We start from the raw sequence: 24695 nt of genomic DNA on the forward strand, positions 1-24695 counted from the left end.
TCTTATTATAAATGTATTATACCATCTCTTTTTATTGACGATTGACCGAACGGTCAGTTATATTATGTATTAGACTGACCAGTTGGTCAATATAATAAAAAGGGAGCGCAAACATGAACAAAATCATCAATTTCTCGTTAAAAAATAAGTTCGCAGTTTGGCTACTAACCATTATTGTTACTATTGCGGGGATCTACTCTGGACTCAATATGAAGCTGGAAACAATCCCTGATATTACAACACCGATTGTGACAGTAACTACGGTCTATCCTGGTGCTACACCAGAAGAAGTAGCTGATAAAGTTTCAAAGCCGATGGAAGAACAACTACAAAATTTAAGCGGTGTTAACGTTGTGAGTTCATCATCTTTTCAAAACGCATCTTCTATTCAAGTAGAATACGATTTTGATAAAAATATGGAAAAAGCAGAAACAGAAATTAAAGAAGCTCTCACACATGTAAAACTCCCAGAAGGTGTTAAAGATCCTAAAGTTTCACGAGTAAACTTCAATGCCTTTCCAGTTATTTCGTTAAGCGTGGCAAGTAAGAATGAATCTTTAGCTACCTTAACTGAAAATGTAGAAAAAAATGTTGTACCAGGATTAAAAGGACTTGATGGTGTTGCATCTGTTCAAATTGCTGGCCAACAAGTAGATGAAGTACAGCTTGTCTTCAAGAAAGATAAAATGAAAGAACTAGGACTAAGTGAAGATACCGTAAAAAATGTGATTAAGGGATCGGATGTATCTTTACCACTTGGCTTATACACATTTAAAGACACGGAAAAATCAGTTGTTGTAGATGGCAATATTACAACGATTAAAGCGTTAAAAGAACTTAAAATCCCAGCTATACCTTCCTCACCTAACGGTCAAGGTAGTCAAAATGCTGGCGCTGGTGCACAAACGCCGCAAATGAATCCAGCTGCTATGAACGGGATTCCAACAGTTACATTAGACGAAATTGCTGACATTAAAGAAGTTGGGAAAGCAGAATCTATTTCTCGAACAAATGGAAAAGAAGCAATTGGAATTCAAATTGTGAAGGCCTCTGATACAAATACAGTTGATGTTGTAAATGCAGTAAAAGATAAAGTAAAAGATCTTGAGAAAAAATATAAAGATTTAGAGATCATTTCAACATTCGACCAAGGTGCACCTATTGAAAAATCAGTTGAAACAATGCTGAGCAAAGCAATTTTCGGTGCTATCTTTGCGATTGTTATTATTATGCTGTTCCTACGAAATATTCGAACAACGTTAATTTCTGTCGTTTCAATACCACTTTCTTTATTAATTGCTGTTTTAGTCATAAAGCAAATGGATATTACGCTTAACATTATGACACTTGGAGCAATGACCGTTGCTATAGGCCGCGTTGTCGATGACTCAATTGTTGTTATTGAAAATATTTACCGACGTATGTCGTTATCAGAAGAGAAATTACGTGGAAAAGATTTAATTCGTGAAGCTACGAAAGAAATGTTTATCCCGATTATGTCTTCCACCATTGTAACAATTGCTGTATTTTTACCGCTTGGACTAGTAAAAGGTATGATTGGTGAAATGTTCTTACCATTCGCCTTAACTATCGTCTTCGCTTTATTAGCATCATTACTAGTAGCAGTTACAATCGTACCGATGCTAGCTCATTCCTTATTTAAGAAAGAGAGCATGAGGGAAAAAGAAGTACATCATGAAGAAAAACCAAGTAAATTAGCAAATGGGTATAAACGCATACTGGCATGGGCTTTAAATCACAAAATTATTACATCAAGTATCGCTGTCCTTCTATTAGTTGGTAGTCTTGCACTTGTACCAGTTATCGGTGTAAGTTTCTTACCTTCTGAAGAAGAAAAAATGATTATTGCAACATATAATCCTGAACCAGGTCAAACGTTAGAAGACGTTGAAAAAATTGCAACAAAAGCTGAGAAGCACTTCCAAGATAATAAAGACGTCAAAACAATTCAGTTCTCATTAGGTGGAGAGAATCCAATGAGTCCTGGTCAATCAAACCAAGCAATGTTCTTCGTGCAATATGATAACGACACGAAAAACTTTGAAAAAGAGAAAGAACAAGTCGTTAAAGATTTACAGAAGATGTCTGGCAAAGGCGAATGGAAAAACCAAGACTTCGGAGCAAGTGGCGGTAGTAACGAAATTAAACTATACGTTTATGGAGATAGCTCAGAAGACATTAAGCCTGTCGTAAAAGATATTCAAAATATCATGAAGAAAAATAAAGACTTAAAAGATATAGATTCTAGTATTGCAAAAACATATGCAGAGTACACTTTAGTCGCAGATCAAGAAAAGCTGAGTAAAATGGGCTTAACGGCTGCTCAAATTGGAATGGGACTTTCTAATCAACATGATCGCCCTGTTCTGACAACAATTAAAAAAGACGGTAAAGATATCAATGTATATGTAGAAGCTGAAAAACAAAATTATGAAACAATCGATGACTTAACAAATCGCAAAATTACAACACCACTTGGTAATGAAGTAGCTGTGAAAGATGTTATGACTGTAAAAGAAGGTGAAACATCGAATACAGTAACACACCGAGATGGACGTGTTTATGCAGAGGTTAGTGCCAAATTAACATCTGATGACGTTTCAAAAGCATCTGCTGCAGTACAAAAAGAAGTAGATAAAATGGATCTTCCTTCTGGTGTAGATGTTTCTATGGGCGGTGTTACTAAAGATATTCAAGAATCATTCAAGCAACTTGGCCTAGCGATGTTAGCTGCGATTGCCATTGTATACTTCGTTCTTGTCGTTACATTTGGTGGTGCCCTAGCACCATTCGCAATTTTATTCTCGCTACCATTTACAATTATTGGGGCTCTTGTTGCCTTATTAATCTCTGGTGAAACATTAAGTGTATCTGCAATGATTGGTGCGCTTATGTTAATCGGTATCGTTGTAACAAACGCAATCGTGCTTATCGACCGCGTTATTCATAAGGAAAATGAAGGACTATCAACACGTGAAGCTTTATTAGAAGCTGGTGCAACACGCCTTCGTCCAATTTTAATGACTGCAATTGCAACAATCGGTGCTCTTATCCCGCTTGCATTAGGATTTGAAGGTAGTGGCTTAATTTCTAAAGGACTTGGCGTAACGGTAATTGGTGGATTAACAAGTTCAACGTTATTAACACTTCTTATTGTTCCAATCGTTTATGAAGTATTAAGCAAATTTAAAAAGAAAAAAACAAAATAACAAAAAAATAACCTCGCTAACTGCGAGGTTATTTTTTATTTCCAAACAAGATTAGGAAATCGCCATAGCCTTCTTTCTCTAATTCCTCTTTTGGAATAAATCGAAGAGCTGCGGAATTAATACAGTAACGAAGGCCATTTGGTCCTGGACCATCTGGAAATACGTGCCCAAGATGTGAATCTCCTTCTTTACTTCTCACTTCTGTACGTGTCATATTATGACTCACATCCATCTTTTCTTTCACACTTGCTGACATCACTGGTTTTGTAAAACTAGGCCATCCACATCCACTATCAAATTTATCTAGAGAAGTAAACAACGGCTCACCTGAAACGATGTCTACATAAAGACCTTCCTCTTTATGGTTCCAATACTCATTTCGAAATGGTGGTTCTGTACCATTTTCCTGTGTTACATAATACTGCATCTCATTGAGTTTTTCTTTTAAATGAGCATTATCCTTTGGCCAATGTTGCTTAATAAAAGCATCTCGTCCTGAGCCTTTACGATATAACTCATAGCGGAATGTGTTTTTCTTATGGTATCCTTGGTGATATTCTTCAGCTGGATAAAATGTAGCTGCTGGTAGTATTTTTGTCGCAATTGGTTTTGAAAAGCGTCCACTCTGCTCAAGCTCTTCTTTTGAGGTCTCTGCTTTTTTATGTTGTTCTTCATTATGATAAAAAATCACCGTTTCATAAGACTGTCCGCGGTCGTGGAATTGTCCACCAATATCGGTCGGATCAATTTGTCTCCAATATATATTTAACAATTCCTCATACGGCATTTTATTTGCATCAAATGTAATTTGTACTGCCTCATAATGTCCCGTCGTTTCTGAACATACTTCTTTATACGTTGGATTCTCTTTATGACCACCTGTATAGCCAGAAACAACCTTTATAATCCCTTCCATCTCTTCAAATGGCGAAACCATACACCAGAAGCACCCTCCAGCAAATGTAGCCAATTCTACCTTTTCATTTACACCCATTACTTCACCCCTATTCTATGTTCTGCTTACAGTATGGCATAAGAAACATCATATTATAAAAGAAAAAGCACCGAACATCGATGCTTTTTCTTTACTTCACTTTATTTTTTCCAACATCCTTCTCCATTTCATCACTTGTCACGTCTAAAACATCTAATAAGAAGATGAAGATTGGAATACCGATAATTAATCCCCATACACCTAAGAAGTGTTCTGAGAAGATTAATACCATAAATGTATAGAAAATCGGTAAATTTGTTTTTTGCGACATAAACTTCGGGTTTAATACGTAACTTTCAAGCGCATGAATCACTGTTACGATAACCAAAATATAAACAACGTACATGATACCGCCAATATTGTAAGCAATCATACAAAGTGGGAATAACGAAATGATAACCCCTGCTACTGGAATTAAGCCAAGCAAGAAAATCATTAACGCTAAACCTAATAATTGTGGGAATCCTAATATCCATAATGCGATAACTGAAAGAACACAGTTAACAACAGCAATTAAAAATTGCGCTTCGATTACCTTTCCAAATGAACGTGCAAATTTCTTTCCGAAGTACTCAATTTCAGTATAGAAAATTGCAAGCCTGCTTTCTTTAAACTTTGCAGTAAAACCGACAATACGAGATTTTTCTAATAAGAAAAACAAACTCAAAATTAAAGAAAGTAAAACTTGAAGGCCAAATTTACCAACATTCGTAATCGATTTATACAAAATGTCTACGCCTTGTCCTACATATTTAGAAAGCTCCATATGATTGACAGCATTAACTGCATACTTAATTAGTTCACTATCTGGTGGGTTTCTTAAAAATACATTGAATTGGTAAATCAGTTGTGAAATTTGTATCGTCAATACTGGTAAATATTTAAATAGCGTAATAGCAATTCCACCAATTAACATTACATATAGAAACGCTATAATAATTTTTCGATTAATAGGCATGAAATGATCTAATTTGCGTGAAATAAACTTTTGGAATCGATCCATTAAATACGTGAGAATAAACGTAATTAATATTAAATTCAACATACTTTGCAGCCCGTATAACACGAGAGCAAGTATTACTAATACGAGTAACCTCTGGAATCCTTTGCTTTGAAACAGGTTTTTTATTTGCATAATCGACGAATACTCTCTCCTGTCCTATAAACTAAAACGTTAATAAGTAGATTTCTCTCTCTTTTCTACTTTTAATTATTCATTCATATTAAGATTTTTATAAACTCATTATATGCCTACCTTACCAGGTATATAGTAGCCTACTTCTTATTTTACAATACAATGACCTAATTCAAAACGTATTCTACATAGTATTAATGAAGATTTAAGGAAACTTACATTTTTTAATAGGTCTTACCACTACTGTAACATAAAAAGCAAGCTATCAGTAGAAATCTGTCCTACAAATAGCTTGCTTTTCTTATTTTTTAAGTAAGTTTTACTATCCAATGAATGGCATGAACATTGGGATGACAACTACTGTTACAACCCCAACTACCGTTACAGCAATACTTGCCATCGCTGCCTCTACCTCACCCATTTCAATTCCTACTGCAACTCCTAATGCATGACCCGCTGTTCCAAGTGCTAAACCTTTTGCAATCGGATTTTTCACTCTAAATGTTTTTAAGAATAATGCTCCTAATGCGTATACGATAACTGCGTTGAAAATAACTGCAAACGATGTAATTGCTGGAATACCACCAATACTTTCTGAAATTGGTAACGCAATTGCTGTTGTTGCTGCTTGTGGTAGCATTGAATTCATTACTGCTGTATCTAAACCGATTGCTTTTGCAACAATGAACACGACAATTACTGAGCAAATAGATCCAACCACGATAGCTGATAAAATTTGCCACCAATATTTTTTCAACTTATCAACTTGTTTATATAGTGGGATAGCGAATGCAATTGTTGCTGGCTCTAAGAAGAAACTAATCATTTTTCCGCCAGTATTATATTCTTCAAAAGTAAAGTTACCTACCTTTAGAAATACAATCCCTAATACCATCGCCACGAATAATGGTGTAAATAGGAAGAACCCTTTTGAATGCTTGAATAATAATGTTCCGATTCCGTATGCGATTAATGAAACGACGATTCCGAAATATGGAGTCATTGTGCTTGCCATGTTCATTACCTCCCAACAATATATAAATACAATGGTTACGCAACCTTTCCGTGCTTGCGTCCTTTATTTACTACTTTCAATTCTTTTGTATCTTCTGTTTCTTTTTCATCTTTTCCTAAAATAAATTGTGCAAATAATCCTGTTACAGCGAGTAAAATAACTGTTGCTACAACAATTACAGTTAAAATTTGTACAAAGTATTGTCCCATTACACCAAGAGAATTAATAACTGAAATACCTGATGGGACGAATAAGAATCCAATAATACCTGTTAAAGCTGTTCCGAGTGATTCAACTTGCTCCAATTTAATAACTTTTAAACATAATAGACTAAATAAAATAACTAACCCGATTACCGATGAAGGCATTGGAATTGGTAAATGTATTGCAATAATATTAGAAATTAACATAATAGCTGAGAATATGAATGCTTGTGATAAGAAACTATATACTTTTTTCGTACTCATTTTGGCCACCTCTTTCGATTTGGTACCTTTATTGTATAGGATATAACCGCCCGAGTAAGCGCTTACATAACAGAGCGTCAAATATACAGAATCAGTTACAAATATAAAAGGATGAAATACAAAAGCTGCTCCTTAAATACGAAGCAGCTTCTTGAGTTCTTTTGCATATGTACGGCTAACAGGTACTTTTGATCCTTCTTTCATGATTAAATTATAAGTAGAATTGAACCATGGCTGAATTTCAGTAATATGATTAATATTCGCAATAAAACTACGATGGATGCGCATGAAACTTACTTGCGGCAACTTCTTTTCCAAAATCACAAGTGTATCGTGTGTTACATATGTTTCCCTCATTGTTTTTACTGTCACTTTTCCGTCCACAAGTCCTACATATACAATATCTTCAATATTAACAAGTACGATTGATTCTTCAATTGGTAATGCTAATTTATGCATCTCTACTGTTACATCTGTCCCCTTTATTTCGTGCTTCGTTTCTATTTGCGATTGTTTTTGTTTTTTATACTTCTTTAATGTCTGCACAATACGCTCTTCATCAAATGGTTTTAAAATGTAGTCTAACGCATCTACTTCAAATGCTTGCAGTGCATATTGATCATAGGCAGTAGCAAATACAATTGCAGGTGGATTTTTCATCTTCTTTAATATATTGGCGATTTCAAATCCGTTATCATCGGATAATTGAATATCTAAAAACACAATATCTGGTCTACTTTGCATTAGTTCTTCTAATGCGTCTTCCACACAATCAGCCTCACCAATTATCTCAACTTCTTTCGTTCTCTCTAATAAATACTTTAGTTCATCACGTGCTAACATTTCATCGTCAACTACTAATACTTTTAACAATCTGCTCTTCCTCCCCTACTTTTTTTGGAATAACAAAAGTAATCTCTGTCCCCTCATTTAATTCACTTTCGATATGAAGCATCGTTTCTTTTCCAAATAATCCAATAAGACGTTCATTAATATTATATAAAGCTGTTCCAGTCCCTTTCTTTGACGAAACTACCATCTTTCCTAATTGTTCTAAACGTTCTTCCTCAATTCCCTGCCCATTATCTTTTACTTCAAAATGAACCATACCCTCTTTTTCAAAAACATGCACTTCTACTTCACATACTGGTTGCTTCTTCGGAAAAGCGTGTCGCAATGCATTTTCAACCAATAGCTGAAGAACAAATGGTGGTACTAAAGTTGTCTTTAGCTCGTCCTCAATATACATCTTTACCTCATACTTATTTGGGAACCTTGCTTGTTCTAAGGATAAATATGCCTGTACATGGTTTAATTCTTGTTCTAGTGGAATCAATAACTGACGTGCCCCTTGCAAATTACATCGGAAATATACGCTAAGCTGTAATAATAACTTCCTTGCTTTTTCTACATCTGTTCGGCATAAAGCTGATACTGTATTAATCGCATTAAATAAAAAATGCGGGTTAATTTGTGCTTGTAATGCCTTTATTTCCGCATCTTGCAATAATTTACTTTGCAACTCAGCTTCACCTAATTCAAGTTGTGTAGAGAATATTTTTGCTAATCCTTCTGCTAATTCCTCTTCCACACGACTTAACTGGTTAGGATTTTTGAAATACAGTTTTAATGTCCCTATTGTATTTCCATGTGAAGTTAGTGGAATAACAATCGCCGCTTGCAAAGGGCAGCCTTCATGTTGACAATTAATAACCTCACGTGATTTTGCTTTCATTATTTTCCCTGTGTGTAACACTTCTTTCGACAAACCAGTTATTAAACTATGTGACGGAATATGGTGATCTGATGCTAATCCAACATGAGCTAATATTTTCTCTGTATCTGTTAAGGATACCGCATCTGTTCCTGTAAAGCGGTGAATAATTTGTGCCACATGCTTACACGATTCTTCTGTTAAGCCTTGGCGAAAATATGGTAACGTTTTATCTGCAATACGTAATACCTTATGAGTCTGAAGTGCCTTTGCGTTCTCTTCCTGACGCAAAATAGCTTGTATCATAGAAAGTAAAATAAAACTTCCAAAACTATTTACAAGGATCATTGGTATCGCAATTGTTTTCACAATGCTCATTCCATCCTCTACAATTAATAGGATCATAATCATTTCTAAAGAAACGATAAAAACACTTAAAATCGCTGAAAACTTAGGGGTAATTGTACGGTTATATTTTTTAAAAATGTATCCGATATAACCAGTTATAACGCCTGCTAAAATTGAAGAGATTGCACAACTTAGAGCTGTCGTCCCTCCAAGCATATAACGGTGAATACCAGCAATTGATCCTACCCCAATTCCGACGATAGGACCACCAAGCAATCCACTAATTCCAACACCCATAATACGTGTATTTGCAATGGTACTCGATGATGAAACACCTTGTAACCAATTTTCATTCATAATCGTATTTCCTGCTATTTCAATCCCAGTGTAATTGCTTACAATTGTAAATACCGAAAAAATACAAATAAGCTTAAGCTTATCTACATAGCCATCCTGTTTATGAAGGAGGCGTCTGAAAGTTTTAATATGAGAGAGTAAAAATCCTAAAATAACTATAAGTCCGACTCGTTCAATCATCATGAGTACTAAATTTAGCATCTTTGATTCATTCCTTTTTATTTAGTTAGTTTTATTATGGGAAAATAATGAAGTCGGCGTCAAGAAGAACAAAATGTTTTTTGAAATATTTTACACATAATAACTTCCTCTTTATTTGACAATACATATAGAAGAGTGCTAAAAATAAAGTAATATAATACAGTCCTTTAACCCAACCCCGTGAGGTTGAGAAGGAAGTCGGAATACAATATACGTATGTTCTTTTCTTGGGGATACGTATGCTTTTTTGGCCTTCTCATCATATCAGGTGAGAAGGCCTTTTGTTATTCTTCCATAGCGACTGTAGAAAATAAGGAGGAGTAATAATGAACGTCACTACTGATGTACAACAAACAACAGAGGAGACAAAAGCGAAAAGATATAAAACATTATTTGGTTCTGCGCTAGGATATGCAGCAGAAGGTTTAGATATGTTGCTATTATCTTTCGTACTTGTCTATATTTTAAAAGAGTTTCACTTAAGTCCTGTTGAAGGTGGAAACTTAACTTTAGCTACCACAATAGGAATGTTAATTGGTTCTTATTTATTTGGATTTATTGCTGATTTATTTGGCCGTATTCGTACAATGGCCTTCACAATCTTACTGTTTTCACTAGCAACCGCACTCATTTATTTCGCAACAGACTACTGGCAATTATTAATTCTGCGCTTTTTAGTTGGAATGGGAGTTGGTGGTGAATTCGGAATCGGAATGGCCATCGTAACAGAAACATGGTCTAAAGAAATGCGCGCTAAAGCGACATCTGTTGTTGCACTTGGATGGCAATTTGGTGTACTGATTGCTTCACTCCTTCCAGCATTTATTGTCCCACACTTTGGATGGAGAGCCGTTTTCTTATTTGGATTAATTCCAGCTTTACTAGCTGTCTATGTCCGTAAAAGTTTAAGTGAACCGAAAATATGGGAGCAAAAACAACGCTACAAAAAGGAACTATTGCAAAAAGAAGCTGCAGGTAAATTAACAACTACTGAAGCAGAACAACTAAAACATATAAAAAAATTTCCACTTCGAAAGTTATTTGCCAATAAAAAAGTAACAATTACAACAATTGGTCTTATTATTATGTCGTTCATCCAAAACTTCGGATATTACGGAATCTTCACATGGATGCCCACTATTTTAGCAAATAAATATAACTATACATTAGCAAAAGCAAGTGGCTGGATGTTCATTTCTACCATCGGTATGCTAATTGGAATTGCAATCTTTGGTATTCTAGCTGATAAAATTGGTCGCCGTAAAACTTTTGCAATCTATTATATTGGCGGTACAGTATACTGTCTCATTTACTTCTTCTTATTCACAGATTCAACATTATTATTATGGGGAAGTGCATTGCTTGGATTCTTTGCAAATGGAATGATGGGAGGATTTGGAGCAATTTTAGCTGAAAACTATCCTGCTGAAGCTCGCTCTACCGCCGAAAACTTTATTTTCGGTACAGGACGTGGGTTAGCTGGATTTGGGCCTGTTATTATTGGCTTACTTGCTACAGGTGGCAACCTACTTGGAGCATTGTCCTTGATTTTTATCATCTACCCAATCGGGTTAATTACAATGCTACTATGTGTACCAGAAACAAAGGGAAAAGTATTAGATTAAACGTAAAAGAGGAAGCATCTCATTTAAGATGCTTCCTCTTTTACGTTTTTATTTATTTTGATTTACTAGCCTTCTGAAATAAGAATGCAGTTTTATCTTCTTCTTTTACAATACCTTGTTTTAATGCTAATTCTCCCGCAACTTTAGGCGCTAACCATAGCATTGGGAATAACAAAATTGATACCGGAACTGCCGTCACCACGATAAACGATTGTAGCGCATTAATACTTCCTTCACCCATATATAAAAGAATTGCTGCAACTGCGCCCATAATAAGCGACCAAAAAATTCGCAAACTAATTCTAGGATCTCCGTCTCCAGTCACTGCCATTGAAATGGAATACGCCATTGAATCTCCTGTTGTCACTACAAATAAAATTGTTAATAAAAGAAATGCTGGTCCAATAATATTAGAAAGTGGCAATTGCCCTGTAATTGCAATCATAGCTGCCGGCATACCAGATTCACTTAATGCGTCCGAGATAGACCCAGGATTCATCAACTCATAAAACACGCCTGATCCACCTAATATAGTAAACCAAAATGTTGTAATAATAGGTGCGATAATTCCAATTGCAACGATGATTTCTCGAATCGTTCTCCCTCTTGAAATTCGACTCACTAAAATTGCCATCATTGGTCCGTATCCAATAAACCATCCCCAGAAAAAGATTGTCCAAGATCCTAACCAACTTGTATCACCACGGTATGTGCTCATCGGTATAAACTCATTTACATAAAATCCAAACGAAGAAACAAACGAATCAATAATAAATCCACCTGGCCCAAATAGTAATATGAATGCCATTAACACAATTGCTAATCTAACATTTAAATTACTTATAATTTGAATCCCTTTATCAATACCTGTTACTGCCGATATGGTAGACACGGCCACCACACAAACAATAATTGCTAATTGAGTAATAAACACATCAGAAACTCCAAATAATTCTTGTAATCCATAACTTGCTTGTAAACCTAAAAATCCAATTGGGCCAATTGTACCTGCAGCTACTGCAATAATTGCAGCTGCATCAATTATCGTTCCAAGCAGGCTCTTTCTTAATTTTTCCCCAAAAATAGGATATAAAAGTGTTCGAGGTTTTAGCGGCATATCTTTATGATAATGTCCATACATCATAACTACCGCACTAATTGTACCTAAAATCGTCCATGCTAAAAATCCCCAATGCATATAACTTTGTGCTAAAGCAGGCATGACTGCTTCTTTCGTTCCAGCAGATATACCATCATGTATTGGTGGCACCGTCATCAAATGATACATTGGCTCTGCTGCTGCCCAAAAAACGCCACCTCCAGCAAGTAATGTAGACATAATAATAGCAAGCCATTTTGCCGTACTAATCTCAGGTTTTTCTAATCCCCCAAGCTTAACTCTCCCATATTTGGAGAAAGCCATACACATCGCAACAATAAATGTACCTAATAATAAAACTTGCCAGAAGGCACCGAAATATTTAATTGAAAAAGCGAAACTTTTATTAATCGCACTCTCTACATAATCCTTGTTCAAAAAAACTGCAATTACAAATAATAAAAGTGAACCACCACTAATAATAAATACAGGCCAATCAGTTTTTCGACTCTTCATCCTCATTTATACTTCCTCCTTCCTCAGCAATCAAAAAAAACAACTTTATTATGTTTTATTGTTTAAACCCAAAACATAATAATTATATATGCATAACATTTTATCGACTTCCCACATACTTATGTTGTCCCTAAAAATATGCCAAATCCCTTATTAAAAAGAAAAATCCTCTTCCTCTTACATAAAAAAGCAAAACAAAAGACCTTATATTTCTATAAGGTCTTCGAAACAGAAATTTGATTATAACATAAGGTACTCCTTGGTTCAAAAAGCCTCTTCCAAAAATAACCGAGAGTAAAGGCTTCCATTTGCTACATAACAGTAATTAAAAAAAATTATATTTCACAGAAAAAACCTACACTAAATATTATTTATGAAAGAAATTTGGCTTCAAAATTTCATTCGGATACGGTTTATGATAAATGTGAGTGGTAGCTGGAGATAATGGCGGAATAAGCCATACCCAATTACCTGTTACAACACGACCACAAGCAGCTTCTTGCTTCTCAAATTGCTGAAATTGTTGTGCAGCAGTATGGTGATCAACAATACTAACTCCTTGTTTTTTAAAGGAGTGTAGTACGGCAATATTCAACTCAATTAGCGCCTTATCTTTCCATAAGGTACCGTTTCTCGATGTATCTAAATCCATCATCTCCGCAACAGCCGGAAGTAAATTATAACGATCATGATCTGCTAAGTTACGCGCCCCAATTTCTGTTCCCATATACCATCCATTGAACGGAGCGGCTGTATAAGAAATACCGCCAATTTCTAAACGCATATCTGAAATCATTGGAACACCATACCATTTTACTCCAAGTGATGAAATAGGGTATTCTGGGTGTTCAATTGGCACTTCTTTTACTTCTTCTCTCGGAATTTCTTTATATGTAGGCGCCTTCCCGTTTATAGAGAACACAAGTGGCAATACATCGAAATTCGTACCTTCTCCTTGCCAACCAAGCCCCTGACAAAAGTCCGTAAATGTAGCGGAATGAGAATCACCAATCACTCCCGTTTCTGTTTTATATCCTGCATATCGAATCAATTGGTGATTATAAATTCTTATATTATTTTCCTCACCTTGATATTGCTTAAAAATCGTAATGGTTGGTTTAACTTTCCCGTCGTTCGTTGCATATTTAATATGATGAATTAATGCATTATATACACCCTCTTCATCATTTACTTCGCGCGCATCTAATATGTGCATCTTACTCCAAAATAGTCTTCCAATACATCTATTACTGTTACGCCATGCCATTCGTGAACCATGAACAAGTTCTTCAAATGTATGCTCATATGTCCCTGTCTTTTCTATCTCAATTTGAATTTCTTTTATACGTTCTTCTATCAATTGTTCTTTATGAAGCTCCTTATAACAAATCGTAATAAAATTACTTGCTTCCTCTATTAATTGTTTCGTTTTACTCATAAACAATCTCCTTCTATTTCAACAAAACCCTGCTACTTTACAGTATAAGCAAAAAGGATAGGAGTCACAAATGAAAGTGAGAGTGTTACTTTTATTGTAATATTTTTCAGAAAATTAATAGACTTACTATTGACTTATATGGAAAATGGGTGTATTTTTGACTCAGGTAAAGTATTTTTACCTAGACCAACTTTTTAAGTGGAAAGGAGGTAATGTTATGTCTTCATTTCAATTGCCAAAGCTTTCATATGACTATGATGAACTAGAGCCACATATTGATAGCAATACACTTTCCATTCATCATGGAAAGCACCATGCGACATACGTAAACAATTTAAATGCTACTTTAGAAAATTATACTGAATTACATAATAAATCTTTAGAAGAATTGCTATGTAATTTAGATGCTTTACCGAAGGAAATTGTTACAGCTGTACGAAATAACGGTGGTGGTCACTATTGTCATAGTCTTTTTTGGGAAGTGATGAGCCCACGAGGTGGCGGTGAGCCTAATGGAGACGTTGCAAAAGTAATTGATTATTATTTCAATACCTTTGACAACTTAAAAGATCAACTTTCCAAAGCAGCTATTAGTCGTTTTGGAAGTGGCTATGGATGGCTTGTTCTTGACGGTGAGGAACTCTCTGTTATGAGTACACCAAATCAAGATACGCCTTTGCAAGAAGGGAAAATCCCCTTACTCGTAATTGATGTATGGGAACATGCTTATTATTTAAAGTATCAAAATAGGCGCCCAGAGTTTGTTACCAACTGGTGGCATACAGTAAACTGGGACCAAGTAAACGAGAAGTATTTACAAGCAATTCAATCACAAAAACATTAGTCGTACGTATAAGGTAAATTTGGTAATGTAAAATCAGTATTGTCGAAATCCTCCAGAATCCCCCGGATTGCCACCGGGGGATTTATGATTACTTCATTGTATTTATATAATGTTTTAAAACATTTTTCATTTCTAGTTTCAGCTCTCGGAACAAAAATCCGAATTCACGAGCCTTTCCATTATGTAATGTACAGTTAGTTACCTCATTATAAGGAGCTATATTTTCCCCAGCTTTCTGAATGAGTGCTTTTATTCCTGTCTTCTCTTCTATGAAATGAATAATTTCTTCCGTAGAAACTACCCCGTTACTACAGGCGTTAATTGGCCCTTTCACATTTTCCATTCCGCACCAAGCTAGAAACTCTCCTGCCTCTTTTTCATGTATAAATGACAAAGTTCCATCTACATGATCCACAACGATAGGTTTTTGGTTCACAATACATTCAACGTAAAATTGTAACCTTTTCGTATAATCGTTTTCTCCAATAACAACTGGAAAACGAACTGCAACAACTGGGAATGTTGCTTGTTGAAATACAACGGCTTCAGCTAATCTCTTTCCTTTACCATAATTGAAGTCATTCCTATCTCCATACGCGATTGCATAATCGTGCGGATTAAAGTCTTCTTCTGATAAGCTTAGGGCAGGTTCATAGACGGCCATTGAAGATGTCATAACATATTTCTTCGTTTTCCCTCGTAACACTTCACATATTATCTTCGCTGCATTCGAGCTATAGCATAAATTATCGTATACAATATCATAACTTTTTCCTTCTAGACGCTTTTCTAGTAGCTTTCCATCTTCTCTATCAATAATTATTCTTTTTACTGCGCTACCAAAAGAATCTTCAGTAACTCCCCTCGTCGCAATCGTTACATCGTGCCCCTCTTGCAAAAGTGCTTCTACTAAATGTTTACCAAAAAATCTTGTTCCCCCTAGCACCAATACTTTTTTCAACTTCATCATCCCCATTTTAGCAAATTGTAAAATACTACCTCTCTATTATAAGTGCCAACATATAAAAAGCATGGAATTCGTTTAACGATTCCATGCTTTTCTACAGAAAATATATTAACGTACTCGATATTTATAAATACAATAACAGAAGTACAAAATAGAAATTACTGATACATAAACCCATAGTTCATATACAAATCCCTCTCCCCACACTCCCATAAAATAAAAGAGTGAAGGTAAAGTCAATGTTACCCATGATTGTACGAAGGCAATCCTTCCAAGATATTGATTAATGTTCTTCTTTTGTGTATTTAATACAAAGAATAAATACCAAAGTAATGCCCACATAAACCACGTTAACGCATTAACAACATCATGGAATTGAACAAATGAAACAACCATATAGAATAAGGCTATAATTGCTACCCAAATACAAAACCATCCTAGACCACTACTATCCATTCCTTTTATAAAAGTAACACCTACATATAAATAAGTTAATCCAAATAAGAAAGTAGCCGCATATGAATACACTGTCCAATTGCTTTGGTCAGAAATCATGATCAAATAAAACGGAATAATAATTTGTAGTGCACCCACAAATAAATTAAAAACACCCGCACTTTTCATCTCTGCTTTCCCTAATATAACAAGACTATTTAAAAATAAAGCTGCCCCTGAAAGTAATAATCCTACATAACCCATATATATTCGTGTGAAAATCTTTACCTTTCACACTTTTAACCTCCCCACACTATAAAGTGATACTTATATTATTTTTCTTCCCATTTAAAACTACATACATAATTTTTCATCCAAATAAGTCAGACCTCCTACCTCAAAAAGGAGCGAACTTAAAACGCTTTCAATAATAAATAATCCTATTAAAACATGAACTAGGATTCCTTGATTATAAACGGACTCTAGCAATGATACAAGTGTTGGAATACTTTTCAATAATACGCTTTCAATTTCTATAAAAAATTAATAAAATAATACATTCCTCTATCTCATTCTACTACCTTCTAGCATAAGATATTGTAAAATCACATCATTTAAAACAGCGAACGTTCTTTTCTAGGTTCGCTAATAAAATTAATAAAAAATGACCTCTTGCTTTTATGCAAAGGTCATTTTTTTATATTCATCATTAAACTTCTAAATAGCCATTTTTATTATTTGATTGCCATTTCCAAGAATCTGCACACATTTCTTCTAATCCGCGTGTTGCCTCCCAGCCTAATTCACGCTTTGCTTTCGATGCATCAGCAAAACATACTGCCACATCACCTGGGCGACGCTCTGTAATTTTATAAGGAACTTTCTTACCCGAAACTTTTTCAAACGCTTCAACCATCTCTAGTACACTATAGCCCATACCTGTGCCCAGGTTATAAGCATCTACTCCCGTTGTACTCAGTACTTTCTCAAGCGCCTTTACGTGACCATTTGCTAAGTCCACAACATGGATGTAATCACGGACTCCTGTTCCATCTTTCGTTGGATAGTCATTTCCGAATACGCTTAATTCTTTTAACTTACCTACCGCTACTTGCGTTACATATGGCATTAAGTTATTTGGGATTCCATTTGGATCTTCTCCGATACGCCCACTTTCGTGTGCACCAAATGGATTGAAATAGCGAAGTAACGCGATACTCCATTCTGCATCTGCAAATGCTACATCACGCATAATTTGCTCAATCATTAATTTCGTTTGACCATATGGATTTGTTGCACTTAATGGAAACTCCTCCGTAATCGGTGACGTTTCCGGGATACCATATACAGTTGCAGATGAACTAAAGATTATCTTCTTTACATTATGTTTCTGCATTACTTCACATAGCACTAACGTGCTTGTAATGTTGTTATGATAATATGTTAATGGAATCGCTACTGACTCCCCTACAGCTTTAAATCCTGCAAAGTGAATAACTGCTTCAATTGCATTTTCTTCAAAAATTGCGTCAAGCGCTTCGCGATTTAAAACATCTTCTTTATAAAACTTAAATTGTTTTCCTGTTATTTCTTTCACTCGATTTATAGATTCTACCGAGCTATTCGAAAGGTTATCCACTACTATAACTTCGTAACCGCTATTTAGTAATTCTACACATGTATGACTACCAATATATCCTGCTCCACCTGTTACAAGTATTGCCATAATTATAGTCCTCCATATTTCATTCATTATAAACTTCTCAAAGTATATCACATATTTCTTATCCTATGTTTAACATGCGAACACAGAAACTTACATTTTATCCCATAATAATTTTATAACATATACGATTCTAATCAGTTAATAAAAAAACGCCACATAATTTTTATTATGTGGCGTTTTTTTATTAAATTACATAACAATATACACTTAGAAAATGCGCAAGACTACCTAATAATACAAAAACATGAAAAATTTCATGATGCCCCATATATTTAAACTCTAACCATTTTGGCTTTGTTCCATAAATAAATCCACCAATTGTATAAAAAATGCCCCCAAGTACTAAGAAAATAATGCCTCCTGTACTTAAATTCTCAGCTAACGGTGCAAAGAATAACACAATTAACCAACCCATCGTAATATAAATTGCTGTCGATAACCATCTTGGACAATTAAACCAAAACATTTTAAATACAATGCCACAAATCGCAGTTGCATAGACTAAACAAAATAATAGTAAACCACTTGCTGAATTTAATGTAATTAAGCAAAAGGGTGCATATGTACCTGCAATTAATATAAAAATCATAGAATGATCTAGCTTCCTAAAGAAGTAAATAACACGTTCATTGGCCACAACACTATGATACACAGCTGACGCCGTATAAAGGACCATCATTCCAATACCAAACAAAATAACAGCTGTAATTGCAGCAAATGATGGCATCTTGATAGAAACTTTCACAAGCATAGCTAATAAGGCAATAAATGATAATATCGCTCCACCTAAGTGAGTAAATGCATTAACTGGTTCCCTTACATAAGCATTCATAATAACACCCCTCATATAATTACATGTAGTTTTAATAACTACATGTAATTATATACACATTTCTTTTTAAGGTCAACATTTACAATTCATTTGTTTCGTAATACCATATTTAAAGATATATTAAACATTAAGTTCCACTAAGTTATAAAAGTGAGGGATTCTACGTGGAAAATATAAATGAATTACTTGAGACATTGCATTTAGAAAAAAACATTAAACTTGAGGATATTCCAAATGTTGACTTATATGTAGATCAAGTTGTTCAACTATTTGAGAATACTTATGCAGATACAACGAGAACTGATGATGAAAAAGTATTAACCAAAACGATGATTAATAATTACGCAAAAGGAAAACTATTCATCCCCATCAAAAATAAAAAGTATTCAAAAGAGCATATGATTTTAATTAGCCTAATTTATCAATTAAAGGGAGCTCTCTCCATTAACGACATAAAAAGTTCATTAGAAACTATAAATGACTCCTTATTAAATGATGATTCATTCGAATTAAATACGTTATACAAAAATTATCTTGCTCTTACTGAAAGCAATGTCGAAAGCTTTAAACAAGACGTAAATAACCGTGTTACAGAAGTAAATGAGATTTCTTCCTTAGAAGATACAAAGCTAGAAAAATTTCTACTACTAACATCCTTCGTGACTATGAGTAATATGTATAGACGTTTAGCGGAGCAACTAGTGGATGATTTAAAAGAATCATAAATAAAAAACTATCCACCTATTAAAGTGGATAGTTTTTTATTTACTTAATTGCTTCATGAACTTTTAGTTGTTTCCCTTTAATCGTTGTAGTCTTCATGACTTTCAAGACAAGTGGTCCTTTTCCATTTAATATTTCAACGTAAGAAACATTATCCTGTATCGTAATAATGCCTATATCTTCTGCTGTAACACCTTTAATTTTAGCAATTGTACCGACGAAATCTACCGCCCTAATTTTCTTTTTCTTCCCGCCATTAAAGTACAGCTTCATAATGCCTTTGTTGATGTCTGCATTTTTATCTTTCTTTATAATTGGTTTAGCATGTATCTTTTCTTCAAATGCAGCTTTCTCTTTCATAACTTCTTCTTTTGAAGGTCCAATTGCCTTTGGAATTTCAAATCCAATATACTCCTCAATCTCTTCTAAAAATCTATTTTCATATGGTGTTATAAATGTAATAGCTTTTCCACTATTTCCAGCTCGTCCCGTTCTTCCAGTACGATGTACATAGCTTTCTTTTTCAAGTGGAATATCATAATTAATAACATGTGTAATATTATCAATATCAATTCCTCTCGCAGCTACATCTGTTGCTACTAAATAACGGAATTTTCCTTTTCTAAAATCATCCATGACTTCAAAACGATCTTCTTGTACCATACCACCATGTATTTTGTCACAAGGATAGTTAGCTCGTTTTAATTGTCTATATACATGATCTACATTTTCTTGTGTACGGCAGAAAATAATACAGCTATCAGGATTCTCAATCGTTGTTACATCTTTAAGTAGTGAAAGCTTCTCGTCTTCTATCACCTCAAAAAGAGTATGTTCAATTTTATCCGTCGTAATCCCAGCCGCTTTAATTTCAATATGAGTTGGTGAATTCATATATGTACGAGACAATTTCTCAACATCTTCTGGAAGTGTTGCTGAAAATAACATTGTCATTCTTTTTGTAGGTAATTCATCAATAATTGCCTCTACTTGATCGATAAAGCCCATATTTAGCATCTCATCTGCTTCATCAATAACTAAATACTTCAAACACTCTAAAGAAAGGGTACCCTTCTCAATATGATCCAACACACGACCAGGAGTCCCAACTACAATATGTGTCTTTTGCTTTAATTCTAATTTTTGACGTGCAAATGGAGATTTCCCATAAACTGCCGCAGCCTTAATCCTTTTGAATCGACCTATATTTGTAATATCTTCTTTTACCTGTACCGCAAGCTCTCTCGTTGGTGTTAAAACTAATGCTTGTGGTTTATTCTCTTCCCACTCCACCATTTCACAAAGTGGAATACCAAATGAAGCTGTTTTTCCACTTCCAGTCTGGGATTTCACAACAAGATCCTTCTTTTGTAATGCAACTGGAATAACCTCACCTTGTACTTCCGTTGGATGATCATACCCTAACCCAGTAAGTGCCCTTACAATTTCCTTACTTAATTTATAATCAGAAAAACTTTTTTTACTCATATATTAACCTCATTTTATTCTGTATTATTTTCTTTTTTATCTTTTGTATACGTTACTATCACCCTACTTATTATACTTGAAACCTCACATAAAAGGTGAATCATGCCAGATTCATCTTTTTATATAGAAATAAACCTTTTCATTTCATATATTGTTCAACTACTTGATAACATCTTTTTCTCGTATTGTTAGCATTAACCTTATTATAGTATCCTACATCCACTCAAAAAAATAAAAAGAATACATACAACCTTGTATAATTATCTTAATTTTTCAACCCTTCCCATAAACGAACAATAAAAACAAAAAAACGTTTTAAATTCGTTTTTAACGTTTTTTTTAGATGTAAAATCTACTTTTTTAAAAAATGTTAAGAAATCCTTTGACTTCTTAATAAAAATAATGTAAATTATCCTATGGACGAACATTTTTGATTAATAAAAATAAAATATTCGTATTTTAGGGGTGTAAATGATGGAAAACGTATTTGACTATGAAGATATTCAATTAATTCCTGCAAAATGTATTGTAAATAGCCGCTCTGAATGTGATACAACTGTCACTTTAGGAAAACATAAATTTAAATTACCTGTCGTGCCTGCAAATATGCAAACGATTATTGATGAAAGAATTGCAACTTATTTAGCTGAGAACAACTACTTTTATATCATGCATCGTTTCCAACCAGAGAAACGAATCTCATTCATTAGAGATATGCAATCACGTGGATTAATCGCTTCTATCAGCGTTGGTGTAAAAGAGGACGAATATGAATTCGTACAACAATTAGCTGCTGAGCAACTTACACCTGAATATATCACGATTGATATCGCACACGGTCATTCTAATGCTGTGATCAACATGATTCAACATATTAAAAAACATTTACCAGAGAGCTTCGTTATCGCTGGAAACGTTGGAACTCCAGAAGCGGTAAGAGAATTAGAAAATGCTGGTGCCGATGCAACAAAAGTTGGTATTGGACCTGGTAAAGTTTGTATTACTAAAATTAAAACAGGCTTCGGAACTGGTGGTTGGCAGCTAGCTGCACTTCGCTGGTGTGCAAAAGCTGCAAGTAAGCCAATTATTGCTGATGGTGGTATTCGTACACACGGCGACGTAGCTAAATCTATTCGATTTGGGGCAACTATGGTCATGATCGGTTCTCTATTCGCTGGTCACGAAGAGTCTCCAGGGGAAACAATTGAAAGAGATGGCAAACTTTATAAAGAATACTTCGGTTCTGCTTCTGAATTCCAAAAGGGTGAGAAGAAAAACGTTGAAGGTAAGAAAATGTTCGTTGAGCATAAAGGTTCTTTAGAAGATACGTTAATCGAAATGGAACAAGATCTTCAATCTTCTATCTCTTACGCTGGCGGAACAAAATTAGACGCTATTCGTACTGTAGATTATGTTGTCGTGAAAAACTCGATTTTCAATGGTGACAAAGTATATTAATTCTTAAATTAACTCGAAGGACAAGCATTTTCATGCTTGTCCTTCTTTTTTGTATATAAAAATGTAAAACATTTTAATTAACTGAATTTTCTAGTATTATGTGTTTAGATGGTCTTAATAAGGAGGAGATACGACTTGAAAAATGTAATGGAAAATCGCCTTAATCGCGCAGAGGTACCTGCTGAACTAACATGGGATTTATCCGATTTGTATAATTCTGATGCCGAATGGCATGCTGTATTAAACGCATTGGAAAATGATATACAGAAACTTGATTCATTTAAAGGGCATTTACATACTAGCTCCCACACTTTATTAAATTGCCTACTTTTAGAAGAAGAGCTTTTAATGACGTTAACAAAACTATACTCATATGCAAATTTAAAAGAATCTACTGATCGTACAAATCCAAGTATTCAAGCGAACTCTTCCAAAATTTCTGCTTTATGGACGAAAGTACATACTGCACTATCCTTTATTCATAATGAAATCCTCTCATTCGACGAAGGAACAATTGAAAAATATTTAACTGAAGAAACAAAACTTGAACCTTTCCGTAAATCGTTACTAGAAATACTACAAAAAAGACAGCACACACTCTCTCCTGAAACAGAAGAAGCACTTGCTGCACTTGGCGAAGTTCATAGTTCTCCATACAAAATTTACGGCATGACTAAATTGGCCGATATGGATTTCACTTCTATACAAGACGAACAAGGAAACGAACTTCCTGTTTCATTCTCATTAGTTGAAAGCAAATATGAATTTTCTCCAAGCACATATATACGTCGAAAAGCATATTCATCATTTGTTTCCACACTAAACCGATATAAAAATACAATTGCCACAACATATGCTACTGAAGTAAAAAAACAAGTAACACTTTCTCGTTTACGTAAATATGAATCCGTTACCCATATGCTATTAGAACCACAAAAGGTTCCACTTGAAATGTATAACAACCAACTTGATATTATTTATAAAGAACTAGCACCTCATATGCGCCGTTTTGCAGATTTAAAAAGGAAAGTATTAGGACTCGATCAAATGCTTTTCTGTGACTTACATGCACCTTTAGATCCCGAATTTAATCCGTCGATTACTTATGAAGACGCAGGCACGCTCATTCAAGATTCTTTAAAAATATTAGGCGATGAATATAGTTCCATAATCGAAAAAGGATTCAAAGAAAGATGGGTAGATCTTGCAGATAACGTAGGTAAATCAACAGGAGCATTTTGCTCAAGTCCATACGGCTCTCATCCCTATATTTTAATTACATGGCAAAATACGATGCGCGGATGCTTTACATTAGCACATGAATTTGGACATGCTGGTCATTTTTATTTAGCAAATAAAAATCAACGTATTATGAACGTACGCCCATCTATGTACTTTGTTGAAGCACCATCAACTATGAATGAATTACTATTAGCTCAGCATTTACTAGCGACTACTGACGATAAGAGAATGCGCAGATGGGTTATTCTGCAACTACTTGGCACATATTATCACAACTTTGTTACTCACTTACTTGAGGGTGAATATCAACGTAGAGTATATGCTCTAGCAGAAGAAGGACAGGCCCTTACAGCTACAACTTTAACTGAAATCAAAACGAATGTCCTATCGACATTCTGGGGAGATTCTGTAGAAATCGATGAAGGTGCAGGCTTAACTTGGATGCGTCAACCTCATTATTATATGGGTCTATATTCTTATACATATTCCGCAGGCCTCACTGCATCCACTGCAGTAGCTCAAATGATTAAAGAGGAAAGACAACCTGCTATTGATCGCTGGTTAGATGTGCTTCGTGCTGGTGGTACAATGAAACCACTTGAACTAATGAAACATGCCGGAGTAGATATGTCAAAACCAGATGCAATCCGTAAAGCTGTTTCTTACGTTGGTTCATTAATTGATGAATTAGAGCATTCTTATCAAGAATAAAAAAATAAGCCCTCGCTTTTGTACTGACCCCTGTCAAGTAGACAGTAATTAAAACGCATAGTTAAGAAGCCTGAGTTCGATATTCGTATGGACTCAGGTTCTTTAATTTTTTCTGAAAACGATGGTGGTT

Annotated in this window: 19 protein-coding genes and 1 pseudogene; 6 read left to right on the forward strand and 14 right to left on the reverse strand. The window is 34.7% G+C overall.

The genetic code is table 11. From position 1 onward, the window contains the following. Nucleotides 1-113: 113 nt before the first annotated feature. Nucleotides 114-3230 (forward strand): efflux RND transporter permease subunit, encoded by a 3117-nt coding sequence (locus MR168_RS08575; RefSeq protein ID WP_086412011.1) that lies wholly within the window; start codon nt 114-116, stop codon nt 3228-3230. Nucleotides 3231-3258: 28 nt separating this feature from the next. Here the strand turns inward: MR168_RS08575 and msrB are convergent, their stop codons facing one another. From msrB to lytS, 7 genes and pseudogenes are all read right to left on the reverse strand, one after another. Continuing rightward, nucleotides 3259-3711 carry a peptide-methionine (R)-S-oxide reductase MsrB gene (msrB, locus tag MR168_RS33625; RefSeq protein ID WP_224201069.1) on the reverse strand — a complete coding sequence of 151 codons (453 nt, stop codon included), beginning with the start codon at nt 3709-3711 and terminating at the stop codon, nt 3259-3261. A gap of 45 nt (nt 3712-3756) precedes the next feature. Beyond that, nucleotides 3757-4224: pseudogene (gene msrA, locus MR168_RS33630) on the reverse strand (peptide-methionine (S)-S-oxide reductase MsrA); the annotation flags it as partial. 91 nt (nt 4225-4315) lie between these two features. Beyond that, entirely contained in the window at nt 4316-5359 is a 1044-nt protein-coding gene (locus tag MR168_RS08590) for an AI-2E family transporter (RefSeq protein WP_001166010.1), read from the reverse strand. A gap of 322 nt (nt 5360-5681) precedes the next feature. After that, nucleotides 5682-6374 (reverse strand): antiholin-like protein LrgB, encoded by a 693-nt coding sequence (gene lrgB, locus MR168_RS08595; protein WP_016123911.1) that lies wholly within the window; start codon nt 6372-6374, stop codon nt 5682-5684. A gap of 35 nt (nt 6375-6409) precedes the next feature. Beyond that, on the reverse strand, nt 6410-6841 hold the full coding sequence (lrgA, locus tag MR168_RS08600) for an antiholin-like murein hydrolase modulator LrgA (RefSeq protein WP_086412009.1): 432 nt from the start codon (nt 6839-6841) through the stop codon (nt 6410-6412). Nucleotides 6842-6973: 132 nt separating this feature from the next. Continuing rightward, nucleotides 6974-7714: a LytR/AlgR family response regulator transcription factor gene (locus tag MR168_RS08605; protein WP_000921842.1), complete on the reverse strand. Its 741-nt coding sequence runs from the start codon at nt 7712-7714 to the stop codon at nt 6974-6976. After that, on the reverse strand, nt 7692-9461 hold the full coding sequence (lytS, locus tag MR168_RS08610) for a two-component system sensor histidine kinase LytS (RefSeq protein WP_000933561.1): 1770 nt from the start codon (nt 9459-9461) through the stop codon (nt 7692-7694). The genes MR168_RS08605 and lytS overlap by 23 nt, the downstream gene beginning before the upstream one ends. Before the next feature lie 326 nt (nt 9462-9787). On the opposite strand from lytS, the gene MR168_RS08615 reads away from it, so the two are divergent. Continuing rightward, entirely contained in the window at nt 9788-11086 is a 1299-nt protein-coding gene (locus tag MR168_RS08615; RefSeq protein WP_001103412.1) for an MFS transporter, read from the forward strand. A 52-nt stretch (nt 11087-11138) separates the two neighbouring features. On the opposite strand, the gene MR168_RS08620 is transcribed toward MR168_RS08615, so the two are convergent. After that, nucleotides 11139-12707, reverse strand: a complete 1569-nt coding sequence (locus tag MR168_RS08620; protein ID WP_016123913.1) for a BCCT family transporter — start codon at nt 12705-12707, stop codon at nt 11139-11141. A gap of 361 nt (nt 12708-13068) precedes the next feature. Further along, nucleotides 13069-14139, reverse strand: a complete 1071-nt coding sequence (locus MR168_RS08625; RefSeq protein ID WP_000047627.1) for a nitric oxide synthase oxygenase — start codon at nt 14137-14139, stop codon at nt 13069-13071. A 217-nt stretch (nt 14140-14356) separates the two neighbouring features. On the opposite strand from MR168_RS08625, the gene sodA reads away from it, so the two are divergent. Continuing rightward, entirely contained in the window at nt 14357-14983 is a 627-nt protein-coding gene (gene sodA / locus MR168_RS08630; RefSeq protein ID WP_000094037.1) for a superoxide dismutase [Mn], read from the forward strand. Between the two features lie 88 nt (nt 14984-15071). Here sodA and MR168_RS08635 read toward each other — a convergent pair whose 3' ends face one another. The 4 genes from MR168_RS08635 to trhA all read right to left on the reverse strand — a co-directional run bounded on the left by MR168_RS08635 (nt 15072) and on the right by trhA (nt 18943). Beyond that, nucleotides 15072-15959, reverse strand: a complete 888-nt coding sequence (locus MR168_RS08635) for an NAD-dependent epimerase/dehydratase family protein (RefSeq protein ID WP_242291236.1) — start codon at nt 15957-15959, stop codon at nt 15072-15074. Between the two features lie 99 nt (nt 15960-16058). After that, nucleotides 16059-16649 carry an AmiS/UreI family transporter gene (locus MR168_RS08640; RefSeq protein ID WP_000542569.1) on the reverse strand — a complete coding sequence of 197 codons (591 nt, stop codon included), beginning with the start codon at nt 16647-16649 and terminating at the stop codon, nt 16059-16061. Nucleotides 16650-17094: 445 nt separating this feature from the next. Beyond that, nucleotides 17095-18111, reverse strand: a complete 1017-nt coding sequence (galE, locus tag MR168_RS08645) for a UDP-glucose 4-epimerase GalE (RefSeq protein WP_000996540.1) — start codon at nt 18109-18111, stop codon at nt 17095-17097. A 184-nt stretch (nt 18112-18295) separates the two neighbouring features. Then, a complete protein-coding gene (trhA, locus tag MR168_RS08650) occupies nt 18296-18943 on the reverse strand; it encodes a PAQR family membrane homeostasis protein TrhA (protein WP_000995363.1) in 648 nt (215 codons plus the stop codon). Between the two features lie 164 nt (nt 18944-19107). Here trhA and MR168_RS08655 point away from each other — a divergent pair, with 164 nt between their 5' ends. Continuing rightward, complete coding sequence (locus MR168_RS08655; RefSeq protein WP_000427879.1) at nt 19108-19668, forward strand: DUF1836 domain-containing protein; 561 nt, start codon at nt 19108-19110, stop codon at nt 19666-19668. Nucleotides 19669-19708: 40 nt separating this feature from the next. Here the strand turns inward: MR168_RS08655 and dbpA are convergent, their stop codons facing one another. Then, entirely contained in the window at nt 19709-21154 is a 1446-nt protein-coding gene (gene dbpA, locus MR168_RS08660) for an ATP-dependent RNA helicase DbpA (protein WP_000039350.1), read from the reverse strand. A gap of 474 nt (nt 21155-21628) precedes the next feature. Between dbpA and guaC the strand changes: the two genes are divergently transcribed. Then, entirely contained in the window at nt 21629-22612 is a 984-nt protein-coding gene (guaC, locus tag MR168_RS08665; protein WP_000432447.1) for a GMP reductase, read from the forward strand. Nucleotides 22613-22747: 135 nt separating this feature from the next. After that, nucleotides 22748-24565 (forward strand): oligoendopeptidase F, encoded by a 1818-nt coding sequence (pepF, locus tag MR168_RS08670; RefSeq protein WP_086412008.1) that lies wholly within the window; start codon nt 22748-22750, stop codon nt 24563-24565. Nucleotides 24566-24695 lie beyond the last annotated feature (130 nt).

This window comes from Bacillus cereus group sp. BfR-BA-01356 (genome assembly GCF_022663635.1).
In the GTDB taxonomy this organism is placed as follows: domain Bacteria; phylum Bacillota; class Bacilli; order Bacillales; family Bacillaceae_G; genus Bacillus_A; species Bacillus_A cereus.

Coding starts and splice junctions, on each gene's coding strand:
- MR168_RS08575 (WP_086412011.1), top strand. CDS start 114: ATGAACAAAATCATCAATTTCTCGTTAAAAAATAAGTTCGCAGTTTGG.
- MR168_RS08590 (WP_001166010.1), bottom strand. CDS start 5,359: ATGCAAATAAAAAACCTGTTTCAAAGCAAAGGATTCCAGAGGTTACTC.
- lrgB (WP_016123911.1), bottom strand. CDS start 6,374: ATGGCAAGCACAATGACTCCATATTTCGGAATCGTCGTTTCATTAATC.
- lrgA (WP_086412009.1), bottom strand. CDS start 6,841: ATGAGTACGAAAAAAGTATATAGTTTCTTATCACAAGCATTCATATTC.
- lytS (WP_000933561.1), bottom strand. CDS start 9,461: ATGCTAAATTTAGTACTCATGATGATTGAACGAGTCGGACTTATAGTT.
- MR168_RS08615 (WP_001103412.1), top strand. CDS start 9,788: ATGAACGTCACTACTGATGTACAACAAACAACAGAGGAGACAAAAGCG.
- MR168_RS08620 (WP_016123913.1), bottom strand. CDS start 12,707: ATGAGGATGAAGAGTCGAAAAACTGATTGGCCTGTATTTATTATTAGT.
- MR168_RS08625 (WP_000047627.1), bottom strand. CDS start 14,139: ATGAGTAAAACGAAACAATTAATAGAGGAAGCAAGTAATTTTATTACG.
- sodA (WP_000094037.1), top strand. CDS start 14,357: ATGTCTTCATTTCAATTGCCAAAGCTTTCATATGACTATGATGAACTA.
- MR168_RS08635 (WP_242291236.1), bottom strand. CDS start 15,959: ATGGGGATGATGAAGTTGAAAAAAGTATTGGTGCTAGGGGGAACAAGA.
- MR168_RS08640 (WP_000542569.1), bottom strand. CDS start 16,649: ATGGGTTATGTAGGATTATTACTTTCAGGGGCAGCTTTATTTTTAAAT.
- galE (WP_000996540.1), bottom strand. CDS start 18,111: ATGGCAATACTTGTAACAGGTGGAGCAGGATATATTGGTAGTCATACA.
- trhA (WP_000995363.1), bottom strand. CDS start 18,943: ATGAATGCTTATGTAAGGGAACCAGTTAATGCATTTACTCACTTAGGT.
- dbpA (WP_000039350.1), bottom strand. CDS start 21,154: ATGAGTAAAAAAAGTTTTTCTGATTATAAATTAAGTAAGGAAATTGTA.
- guaC (WP_000432447.1), top strand. CDS start 21,629: ATGGAAAACGTATTTGACTATGAAGATATTCAATTAATTCCTGCAAAA.